The 10,837-nt window shown below is 40.9% G+C and carries 15 protein-coding genes and 1 pseudogene; 9 read left to right on the forward strand and 7 right to left on the reverse strand.

What is annotated here, in order from left to right; genetic code table 11:
* Positions 1–13: 13 nt before the first annotated feature.
* The 5 genes from GPK81_RS18670 to GPK81_RS06710 all read right to left on the reverse strand — a co-directional run bounded on the left by GPK81_RS18670 (position 14) and on the right by GPK81_RS06710 (position 2,722).
* Entirely contained in the window at positions 14–175 is a 162-nt protein-coding gene (locus GPK81_RS18670; protein ID WP_002304403.1) for a hypothetical protein, read from the reverse strand.
* A 1-nt stretch (position 176) separates the two neighbouring features.
* Entirely contained in the window at positions 177–362 is a 186-nt protein-coding gene (locus tag GPK81_RS06695; protein WP_002293774.1) for an epsilon antitoxin, read from the reverse strand.
* A gap of 12 nt (positions 363–374) precedes the next feature.
* The gene (gene erm(B) / locus GPK81_RS06700) at positions 375–1,142 is read right to left on the reverse strand and encodes a 23S rRNA (adenine(2058)-N(6))-methyltransferase Erm(B) (RefSeq protein WP_255420040.1); all 768 of its coding nucleotides are present in this window, start codon (positions 1,140–1,142) and stop codon (positions 375–377) included.
* Positions 1,143–1,146: 4 nt separating this feature from the next.
* Positions 1,147–1,485, reverse strand: coding sequence for a helix-turn-helix domain-containing protein (locus GPK81_RS06705; RefSeq protein WP_252196618.1), 339 nt, complete (start codon positions 1,483–1,485; stop codon positions 1,147–1,149).
* Between the two features lie 100 nt (positions 1,486–1,585).
* Positions 1,586–2,722 (reverse strand): tyrosine-type recombinase/integrase, encoded by a 1,137-nt coding sequence (locus GPK81_RS06710; protein WP_002304408.1) that lies wholly within the window; start codon positions 2,720–2,722, stop codon positions 1,586–1,588.
* Between the two features lie 382 nt (positions 2,723–3,104).
* Between GPK81_RS06710 and GPK81_RS06715 the strand changes: the two genes are divergently transcribed.
* Positions 3,105–3,482, forward strand: coding sequence for a helix-turn-helix domain-containing protein (locus tag GPK81_RS06715; RefSeq protein ID WP_002578940.1), 378 nt, complete (start codon positions 3,105–3,107; stop codon positions 3,480–3,482).
* Between the two features lie 162 nt (positions 3,483–3,644).
* Here GPK81_RS06715 and GPK81_RS06720 read toward each other — a convergent pair whose 3' ends face one another.
* Complete coding sequence (locus GPK81_RS06720; RefSeq protein ID WP_002304410.1) at positions 3,645–4,199, reverse strand: ImmA/IrrE family metallo-endopeptidase; 555 nt, start codon at positions 4,197–4,199, stop codon at positions 3,645–3,647.
* Between the two features lie 51 nt (positions 4,200–4,250).
* Entirely contained in the window at positions 4,251–4,700 is a 450-nt protein-coding gene (locus GPK81_RS06725; protein WP_002304411.1) for a helix-turn-helix domain-containing protein, read from the reverse strand.
* Positions 4,701–4,986: 286 nt separating this feature from the next.
* On the opposite strand from GPK81_RS06725, the gene GPK81_RS06730 reads away from it, so the two are divergent.
* The 8 genes and pseudogenes from GPK81_RS06730 to GPK81_RS18675 all read left to right on the forward strand — a co-directional run.
* A complete protein-coding gene (locus GPK81_RS06730; RefSeq protein ID WP_002304412.1) occupies positions 4,987–5,550 on the forward strand; it encodes a hypothetical protein in 564 nt (187 codons plus the stop codon).
* 262 nt (positions 5,551–5,812) lie between these two features.
* On the forward strand, positions 5,813–6,118 hold the full coding sequence (locus GPK81_RS06735; RefSeq protein WP_002304413.1) for a helix-turn-helix transcriptional regulator: 306 nt from the start codon (positions 5,813–5,815) through the stop codon (positions 6,116–6,118).
* A 514-nt stretch (positions 6,119–6,632) separates the two neighbouring features.
* Positions 6,633–7,040 carry a type II toxin-antitoxin system PemK/MazF family toxin gene (locus GPK81_RS06740; protein WP_002578938.1) on the forward strand — a complete coding sequence of 136 codons (408 nt, stop codon included), beginning with the start codon at positions 6,633–6,635 and terminating at the stop codon, positions 7,038–7,040.
* A gap of 6 nt (positions 7,041–7,046) precedes the next feature.
* Positions 7,047–7,283 (forward strand): helix-turn-helix domain-containing protein, encoded by a 237-nt coding sequence (locus tag GPK81_RS06745; RefSeq protein WP_002304418.1) that lies wholly within the window; start codon positions 7,047–7,049, stop codon positions 7,281–7,283.
* Positions 7,284–7,400: 117 nt separating this feature from the next.
* Complete coding sequence (locus GPK81_RS06750; RefSeq protein WP_002304420.1) at positions 7,401–8,024, forward strand: helix-turn-helix domain-containing protein; 624 nt, start codon at positions 7,401–7,403, stop codon at positions 8,022–8,024.
* 4 nt (positions 8,025–8,028) lie between these two features.
* Positions 8,029–9,402: a site-specific integrase gene (locus tag GPK81_RS06755; RefSeq protein WP_002304423.1), complete on the forward strand. Its 1,374-nt coding sequence runs from the start codon at positions 8,029–8,031 to the stop codon at positions 9,400–9,402.
* Positions 9,403–9,487: 85 nt separating this feature from the next.
* Entirely contained in the window at positions 9,488–9,793 is a 306-nt protein-coding gene (locus GPK81_RS06760) for a hypothetical protein (protein ID WP_002304425.1), read from the forward strand.
* A 764-nt stretch (positions 9,794–10,557) separates the two neighbouring features.
* A pseudogene (locus GPK81_RS18675) lies at positions 10,558–10,777 on the forward strand (ParB/RepB/Spo0J family partition protein); the annotation flags it as partial.
* Between the last annotated feature and the right edge of the window lie 60 nt (positions 10,778–10,837).

Raw genomic sequence — 10,837 nt, forward strand, 5'->3', positions numbered from 1 at the left:
TGTTCCTGCCTGCTCAATCATCTTCTTCGCAAACTGGTTTTCCCTGACCCTGATTGCCCACCAAGTAAAAAAGCGGTTGGCGATTCAACCGCTTTTTTACTTGAACCAATTCTTCTAAATTATCATTTAAGCGATTCTCAAACTGTTTGTCAGTAAAATTGACTATATTTGCCATATTAAGCCACTTTCTCTTTATTCAAAACTTGTTTTGAGTAACGATTCATTGACCGCCAATACTCATGAACGGCTTGTAATTCTTCTAAAGAATAATCAAAAAGATTTACACGTTTTGCAAGCTTTAATTGGTTTAATAAATTGACTTCCAATAATTGAGAGTCATTTTTATTTAATTCATGGTTCAAAACATAGTTTAATTATTTCCTCCCGTTAAATAATAGATAACTATTAAAAATAGACAATACTTGCTCATAAGTAACGGTACTTAAATTGTTTACTTTGGCGTGTTTCATTGCTTGATGAAACTGATTTTTAGTAAACAGTTGACGATATTCTCGATTGACCCATTTTGAAACAAAGTACGTATATAGCTTCCAATATTTATCTGGAACATCTGTGGTATGGCGGGTAAGTTTTATTAAGACACTGTTTACTTTTGGTTTAGGATGAAAGCATTCCGCTGGCAGCTTAAGCAATTGCTGAATCGAGACTTGAGTGTGCAAGAGCAACCCTAGTGTTCGGTGAATATCCAAGGTACGCTTGTAGAATCCTTCTTCAACAATCAGATAGATGTCAGACGCATGGCTTTCAAAAACCACTTTTTTAATAATTTGTGTGCTTAAATGGTAAGGAATACTCCCAACAATTTTATACCTCTGTTTGTTAGGGAATTGAAACTGTAGAATATCTTGGTGAATTAAAGTGACACGAGTATTCAGTTTTAATTTTTCTGACGATAAGTTGAATAGATGACTGTCTAATTCAATAGACGTTACCTGTTTACTTATTTTAGCCAGTTTCGTCGTTAAATGCCCTTTACCTGTTCCAATTTCGTAAACGGTATCGGTTTCTTTTAAATTCAATTGTTTTATTATTTGGTTGAGTACTTTTTCACTCGTTAAAAAGTTTTGAGAATATTTTATATTTTTGTTCATGTAATATCCCTTTTTATTTGCTGTGAATATTCGCTCATTTTTCTTCCTCAATAAAAACTCTACCAGCTAACCAACATTCGTCTAATTCATTTGGGAATAATTCAAGCTGGCGAATCATATAATGTGTACTTGGAATGTAATCAAAATAAAACAATAGTGCTAGATATAAACTCCATGGAATTGGGCGTGTCCGATTTTCGTAGGCACTATAAGTTTGTCGTGAAATACCAACAGCCGAAGCAATTTCTGATGCACCAACTTTTCCTCTGAGTGCGGGTAACTCAATCGCCAATTGAGTGGCCAAGTTCTCTTTCTCATCTTTACTAAAATTCCAAAACTGCTTATAAGCATCTCGCCCTACAAATTGAATCAATAAATCTCCTCCTGGGTATACTCTTTCGTAGAGTACATTACTCCACGAAAAAACACCGCCAAACACTGAAAACTCAGCATTATTTGACGGTGTTGACAATTTATTTGACGGCTAATAAATCAGAAAGCCGTTGCATATTTTCTCTTTTTAAATCCATGGATGGGTGTACATAGCGATTCATTGTAATATTCACGCTGGCATGACCCAATATTTCGCTGAGACTTTTTACATCGAATCCAAGCTCTATGCACCTTGTAGCAAATGTATGACGTAACGAGTGATAATTTGCGGAGGTGATTCCGCTGTTTTTCAATACCTTCTTAAAATGATTTTGCATGGTTCTTGGTTCTAATGGATTCTGATCGCTATTGGTTAGGATGTAGCCAGTAGAAGAAGCTTTGTGTGCTGTAAGAATAGTCATTAAGCCATGGGGTACTGGAATAGTACGGATGGAGCAAGCACTTTTTGGTGTGGTAACAACAATCCTTGTCTTGTATTCACTGTTGGTTCTATCTTGGATTCTCTGGAGCGTTTGATGCACGTGGATTGTGTAATCTGAGAATGAAACATCTTCCCATCGTAACGCACAAATTTCACCTACTCTGAGACCAGTGAATAAACATACTAATATACCAATATTGCAGGAATCAAGATTAGAATACAAGTATTGGCATAATTTTTCCTGTTCAGCACGACTCAAAACTCTCATTTCCTTCGTTTGACGTTTTATCTGTATAGATCGTGCGTCACAAGAAATGGCTTTCCCGTTTCGGGTGGCAAATTGTAAGACATTTCGAATTAGAGATAAAATATCTGAAACAGTTTTAGAGGAAAGTCCATTCTCCTTTAATCCACCAGAAACAAGGAAAAAATTACACTGCGTTTCAATAAACTCGTGTGTTATATCACGCAATTGTTTGCTTCCGAACACAGGAAGTATATACGAGCTGAGAAGATTCCTATATTTGTTGCTTGTAGATTCCTTCACTTTAGGACATATAGCTTGAAACCATTCCATAGCAACCTGTTCAAATTGATCTGAGCTAATTTCTGGATCGACAGTGACAGAATTACTCGTGCACGAACTTTGACTGATAAGTTTTGCCTTGACTTCTCGATATGACTTTGCATAAACATAACCGTAATTGGCTTTGCCTGTAGAAGATCGGGACTTAATGTATCTTCCTTCCCATCTGCCGTCTTTCCTTTTGTAAATATTTTCTCCTTTTCGTGCCATAAGGTACACCTCCTTCAATATGACTATAATTCTGACGGCAAATTGTGACTTTGGAACTTTCTAAGATGGATTTTTGTGCAAAACCTCGTGTTTTATGTCCCTAACACATTGACAAACAGTGCGACAATTTGTAAAATAAAGATATAAACTAAAAAAAACAGAGAAGAATGCGATTCGTGGAGTAATGTACTCTACGAATTTTTTATTTTAAAGAACCTCAAGATAGCTCATATTGTCGTCTTGGGGTTCTTTTCATTCTATCATTTAATGCAATCTGCCTATAAAATTTTATCATATTGCATTTATAAATGCAACTTGCACCCGATGTTGGTTGTTGAGATTTTTGGTACATTTTATAATGTATAGCAGAATCATACACAGCATGGAGGTGATTGAAACGCAACCGGAAATTGATTACGTTAAGATTGGTCAGCGCATTAGAGCTGCCCGACTGGAAAAGGGTTATAGTCAGGCTGATTTGGGTGCGTTGGTTGGTTGCTCGAACAATCATATGAGCCATGTTGAAGTTGGACAGACGAAAGTTTCTTTGGCAATGCTTCTAAAACTGGCATTCGTCTTGGAAAAGAACTTTGACTATTTTTTACTGGATACCCCATATGCAAAATGCGACAGCATCATTGATAATGAGATTGCTGCAAAACTGAAAAAGTGTAATGTAACAACATTGATAACCGTAGGAAAGTTGATTGATGTCTTGATTGACCAGCAAGAGATGATAAAAAAAGCGGAGCTTGATTGATATAATGAAAAAGAAGCCCATTGACGGTACAGAGTGAACTGCTATGGGGTTCTTTTTTGCAGCACAATATACTGATTCTTTAAGAAGCAAAAAGTCCACCAGTCATGATGCACTACGCATCGTACTGGTGGACTTTTTCTGTAAAGATATAAAAATAGATATTCATATATCGCCATAACCAATGTCGTTATCGTAGGCATGAAGATCTTCTTTCAGGAAATCTGCTTTACGAATATACATCGAATTTACCAGCTCTCCTTTTTCGTGGAGCAGGCTGAATTTGTAGTCTAATAATGCTGCCGGTACATAGAGCATTTTAGCCGTTTCAAAAAATGTGTGTTCCGAAAGGCATTCCAGGACTTTCCCATCTTCTAACAGAAGCTCCGCCGCAAAGAAGTTTGCTTCATTTTCTTCGATTGATCTATCATCAAAAACTTCCATTTCTTGAAAGCCGTGCATCATAGCGATTTTTGTATGCAGGACAGCGTGTCCTAATTCATGTGCGACTAATATACGCTCCAGGATACCGTTCACATTGTGATCTATCACGATATTCTTTTGTCTGGACTGGTAATAGAAGAAGCCCTTCAATTTCTTCTGTAAATCGTAATAGTGGATTTTGATACCTAACAGCTGACATAGCTCGTAAGGGTCTCTGGTGTGATATTTTCGCACAAGCTTATCGACAGTTTCAATGATATGCTCTGCCGTTTTCATTTGCTTCACCTCCGAATCGCACACAGAAAACATATTCTGTGCTTGAGGATTTTACTCTTTATCTTTATGCTTTCTGTATTTCTTCGGAGTGTACTTTTCCCGTGCTGTTTTCTTAGAGTCCATATAAACTGACATAATCGCCTGGAAGAATACATCTTTTGCGTCCTCGTCCAATTCTCCACCGGCAAACAGAGAATTTACACGACCCAACACTTCCTGAGCTTCTTTTGCTCCTTTTGAACCGAAGTTTTCCTTTGCCTCTAAAATAAACATATCCTGATCTATATGGCTCTGGCTATCCGTTTCAGATTCGTCCAAAAGATAGGACACAGAGATATGCAGTGCTTCAGCAAGTTTTCTGATGTTGCTTTTTCTGGGGAGTGTTCCGAGCTGCTCATAGGTGTAAAGGGATCTTTCGGAAATGCCGGTCATCTGGGCAAGCTCCGTTTGAGATAGGTTCATAGCCAAACGAGCTTCTTTAATTTTTTCTCCAAATGTCATGGTAGTATCCTTCCTTTCAAAAAATATTTATTCGTAACTTCCGATTATTTGTTGACAAACTTCTGGAAAATGCTATAATAAGAATCATAACAGAAGTTTTAATTCCACTTAATTATATATCGGAACTTTTATAAAGTCAAGAACTTCCGATTTCACTTCTGTTATTTTAATCAAATATCGGAAGTTATAGTCATTCTTGTCCCATGGTATTTGTTTCCCTTTAGCCAAGTGACAGGAGTTAGAAAGGAATTCTTATTTTATGGATTAGGCTGAAAGGAGATTCTGAATGAGCAGATATAATACACAGGTATTAAGCAGTATTCGAATGCTTTGCCGGATGCAGAACATTGACGAGAAGGTTCTGTATGAAAGAGCAAAGCTGATTTTATCCATATATCGAGAGGTGTGCTGGTCTACCATTGATCGTGCGAATGATGTATGTGATACCCTTATTTGTACTTACGGTGACAGCTTAGATGGTGCATTGATTTATCTGGAGAACTTTGCTCCGGATGAAGCGAGAGAACGATTTGAAGAACGCATTCGCAGCTTATTTGAGACAAAGTGGATCATTGAACTGGTAGATATGGCTATGTTGAAAATCAGAGAATATCCAGATAAAGGCGCTCTGTACTGTGAGATTATCTCAAAGGCATATCTCAACCGCTTCAAGTACAGGGAATCAGAAATGCTGGAGGTTTTGAATATGGAACGCAGCACCTACTATGACCGAAAGAAAGAAGCGATACTGTTATTTGGTCTGTCACTTTGGGGAACAGCCATTCCTAAATTGAAAGATTTCCTGGAAAGTGCCCGGGAGGAAGAAGCATTGTGTTATTGTGAATGCTAAGACAGGATTTTAGTCCGACTAAAATCCGATGAAAATACGACGGTTCCCCTACTGAAAGTCCGACTTGTCCAGTGTTAAAATGGCTATGCTGGGAGATAGCGGCATAAAATTGAATAGAGAGAGTTACGCCTCGTGCCTGTAATGGGTACGGGGCTTTTTTTATACCTGCCTATTTTCCCCCATAATTAACACAAAGGCATGAACGAGAGCTTGGAGTAATTTACTCCGGCTCTTTTTTTATGCCTGCAAGGAGGACAGGCAGATGGCAAAGGGTATTGAGAATCGGGCACGATCTCCTCCCGCTGTTTTTGATTTTGCAACTTCACAAATTCAAAAACACGGAGGAACGAAAATGTATTACGACTTGGTTGAAAGCGGAAAAAGAATTAAAGCCTTGAGAAAGGAACATGGGCTTACACAGGAACAGCTTGCGGAGCAGTTAGGTGTTGCCGCAAACACCATTGCACGAATTGAAACCGGCAACAGAGGTATCTCTATTGATTTGGCAATCGAACTGGTTGTGCGCTTTGAGACAACCCTTGATTACATATTTTTAGGTCGTGAATAACCTCAAAACTATACCTACGAGGCAATAAAAACTTGCATGAGGAACAGGTACAATTTAGATACAGCCAAAGAAAATCGGCTGCTTGATCCTTGAAAACTGAATACACAGTCATCGAATACGTTCCTGTTGCCGGTGCGAGAGCATCAGCCACATCAGCGGTACGCCGAGACGTATCGGATAGAGAAACAGAACGACTTTCTTCTATAAATTAAGCGCTTGTCTCTCTCCCGATGCCAGCGATCAATACTGGCTTGTAAATATTGGGTTGCTCCCAATACGGCCATGAAAGCAACAGGATTAAAGATACTTCTCTACGGAGCTGGCGGAGAACCCGGCAGAGGTTAGATTCCTATGGAACTGATTCGCAATCAGTCGTTCGGTGATTCCCTGAGGGCGTAAGCCCTCTTTCCCAGGGGTGCGTGGCAAATATGGGACACATAGACTTTTGGACTGACTGCCTGATTCCTTTCTGGCAGTCAGTTATTACATAGCCAACGAAAGGAGGTCATGGCACATGATGAAAGAAAATTGGGTATATTGCCGTGGTGATATTTATTGCGCCAAGCTGGACCCGGTAGTTGGGTCGGAACAAGGCGGCATCCGTCCGGTTATCGTCATTCAGAACGATACCGGTAATAAACACGCTCCCACATTGATTGTGGCAACGGTCACCACCAGAATCCATAAGAAAGCGAATATGCCGACGCACTTTGTTATTTACGACAATCCTGCATTCAAAGAAGCGTCCGTTGTTCAGCTGGAACAGATTCGTACCATTGATAAAAGCAGGATTGATAATTACTTAGGTAAGGTAACGCCCCGTGAAATGGTAGCGATTGAGAAAGCCTTATCTGTCAGCCTGGCAATGGAACAGCTGAAAAAGCGTTCCCCAAAACATAAAGCAAAGAGAGCGAAGGAGTGAACATAAATGTTTGAAGAAAGAATCGCTGCCATGAATCAGCGCACCGAAGAAGCGATGGCTGCTAACGCAGTTCAGTTTGATAAGAGAACCTATACGGTTGATGAGATTCAGGATATTCTGGGCATCAGCAGAACCAGCGCATACAACCTTGTGAAAAAGAAAGTTTTCCATAGCGTCCGCATCGGTGGCAGTATCAGAATCTCCAAAAAGAGTTTTGATGAGTGGTTGGATCATCAAATGTAAGATTTGTCAAGGGCGTCGTACAACCCGGCGACAAACTTCAAAACATATTGAGAGTTCGATAAAATGTAGCCATGACAAGAAACACATGGCTACATTTTTTACATAGGAGGTTGTACGATGGCGGAAATGAGAAAACGCACGAGTATGTCTGTTCTGGAAATGGGCAGGATGCTCGGTCTTGGTAAAACGGAGTCATACTGGCTCATTAAGAAGAATTACTTCAAAACCATTCTTGTCGGCAACACCATGAGGGTGATGATCGACAGCTTTGAAGAATGGTATGCCAATCAGTTCAAATACCAGAAGGTCGATGGAACCCCTCCCGGCGAGGAATTGAAGAAAACTACATATTCAATGGAGGAGCTTGGACAGCGCCTTGGGCTGAAAGAAGCGACTGCTTACGAACTGGTTGCCAAAGGGCATTTTGATGTGGTCGATGTCCTGGGCAAGCGCAGAGTGACAAAGGAGAGCTTTGAAAGATGGTATGCTTCTCAAACCGATTACCGCACGGTAGAGGATCAGGAACTGGATGCAGATATTATGGCATCCACCTACGGTCTGCCGGAAATGGCAAGAATGCTTGGGGTACATCGTCAGACCATTTACTATATCGTTGCCAATGAAGATTTTGAGCTTATCAAGGTTGGCAGGTATAAGCGAGCTACCAAAGAGAGCTTTGAAAAATGGTATCACAATCAGACCCGCTACCAGTTAGCGGAAGATAGACAGGAAAGGAGCTGATTACATGGCATCTATCGTTAAGAGAAAAAAGAAGTATTCTGTGGTTTATACATACACCGATGAGAACGGCAACAAGCGTCAGAAGTGGGAAACCTTTGAAACGAATGCCGAAGCAAAGAAAAGGAAGTTGCAGGTTGAATATGAGCAGGAGTCCGGAACCTTTATTCCCCCTTCTGCTAAAACCGTCAATGATCTTTTGGATGAGTATATGTCAATCTATGGTGTGAACACCTGGGCGATGTCTACCTATGAAAGCAGAAAGAGCCTGATTGCAAACTATATTCGTCCCCTCATCGGTGATATGAAGCTGGAGGATGTCACGCCGAGAATCATGGACAAGTATTACCGAGATTTGCTTTCTGTCAAAGCGGTTTCTTCTAAGTATGTAAAAGCCCGTACAGAATATCTGACTCCGCATACTGTCCGAGAGGTTCACAAGACATTGCGAAATGCTTTCAATCAAGCGGTCAAGTGGGAATTGATGACCAGAAACCCTGTGGAGCACGCTACGCTGCCGAAAGAAGAACACAAGACCAGGGATATCTGGACAGCAGAAGTGCTCCAGAAGGCTCTGGAAGCCTGTGACGATGATATTCTTCGTCTGGCTATTAACCTTGCCTTCTCCTGTTCCCTGCGAATGGGCGAGCTTCTGGGGCTTACCTGGGACTGTATTGACATTTCCCCCACCAGTATTGAACTTGGTCAGGCAAGCATCTTCGTTGAAAAGGAGTTGCAGAGAGTAAATCGTGAAGCGATGGCAGATCTGGACGGTAAGGACATCATGTTCAAGTTCCCACCGACCTTCGCCAGTACGCATACCGCATTGGTTCTCAAAACTCCTAAGACCAAAACAAGTGTCCGCAAGGTGTTCTTACCGAAAACCGTAGCGGAAATGTTGGTACAGCGAAAGGCTGACATCGAAGAACTGAAAGACCTTTTCGGTGACGAGTTCGTAGACTTCAATCTGGTTTTCTGTTCTTCCAATGGCAAGCCGATTGAGGGGCAGGTTATCAACCGTGCTTTCAATAAGCTGATTGAGGAGAAGGGACTGCCGAAAGTGGTTTTCCATAGTCTCCGACATTCCAGTATCACTTACAAGCTGAAGCTGAACGGCGGCGATATGAAATCCGTTCAAGGCGATTCCGGTCATGCACAGGTCAAGATGGTAGCGGATGTTTACTCCCATATCATCGACGATGACCGCAGACTGAACGCTGAAAGAATGGAAGCTGCGTTCTACTCAGGCAGACAGGCAACGCCTGAGCCGGTTCAACCAGCCGCAACGGAAAGCTCCGCTGATGATAAAGAACTTCTTCTGAAGCTTCTGCAAAATCCGGAAATGGCAGCACTCCTGAAGTCGCTGGCAAAAACATTATAGTAACTGCAAGGGCAGATCCTTTTACATAGCTACAATAGCTGTAAAAGGGTCTGCCCTTATTTTTTTGTTATGGAGGTCAACGAGTATGGATAGAATCTTTATGGACGAGTATTACGAGCATCTGAGAGCTGACAATATCGAGGCATTTTCCAAGGAAAGGAACGACGAATATGTTGGCAGAGCTGAGGAATACAAAGCAGCAAAGTCGGCATTGCTTGAAGGATTGGGACTTGAGCATTTGTTTGACCATAGCCATGAACTGACTCCGAAAGAGAAAGAAATATGGATGCTGTTCGATAGGGTTGATGTAGCAGAGCTTCTTGCAAGGGATGCTTTTGCCAAGGGTGCTTATATGCTCGGCGCTGAGGATAGAGAGATTATGCTGAAATAAAAAAAGACCTGCTTCGGCGGGTCTAAATTACATAGAATCATTGAGTCTGAAAAACCTTTGAAATTCTTAATAATTCTGGTTGAAAAATTCATTTTGAAATGATATATAAAACAGACTGAAATCTGTGTCTAAGGACACCCGCACCCTCACACGAGAATGAATAGGATTTCCTATCATTTCGCATCACGAGAAGTTACATAGTGACATTTACTTGCACTTGCAACGTCCACCAAAAATCGAAAGACTTGCTAATTTCGAGCCAATCGGACGGTGTAAAATCCCTCTGAATTAGCTATCACAGCGTAGTATCAGATGGGATTTGAAATGCTGAAAAACCTTGTATTTCCAAGCATTTTTAAGCATTAGATGCCACTTCCCGATGTCGTATCGGGTCTACTCCTAAGCGAGGGGTCGGAGGTTCAAATCCTCTTGGCGACGGGCTTCAAAGCGTTCGAAAATGTTAGCTGGATTAGCTGACAACGAACGCTTTTGTTATTTTCTAATCACGTTCGTGAGATGAAATTCCATTCAAAATGATCAATTTCCAGCTAACGCAATCCGATTTTTGTTAGCTGACAGCTAATCAAAATCACCGGTTTGCAAACATGGGTTTTAAGAAGTCCAGCTAACATTTGGGTTCCGCTCCGTTGTCACCCCTTATTCGGGGATGTAAATCAGAGAAAAGGCGGGAAAAGAAATAATCTCTCCCAAATCTGCAAACATAAATTAGCTGAAACAGTATTCAATTCTATTAGCTACAGCTAATGGTCAAACAGCAATGTCTGTTTGGAACTTTACTATCTATAAAAGTTCCAGGCAGGCATTTTTTAGTGTCCTGAATCCTGGAGGAAAGGAGTCAAGATGGCTGAGCCAAACAGACAATCAGGAGAAAACGAAGAAAGAATCATAGAAATTGAGATTGAGCGTCTTCGTCCGTTCAAAGAGCACCCGTTTCAGGTAAAAGATTGGAAAGATATTTTCATAAAGAGATTGCAAGGGTGCAGGCACAATGGTATGGACAGCAGTCTGTGAAGGGAATAAAAC

It is taken from the genome of Blautia sp. MCC283 (assembly GCF_018785565.1).
Lineage (GTDB): Bacteria > Bacillota > Clostridia > Lachnospirales > Lachnospiraceae > Blautia_A.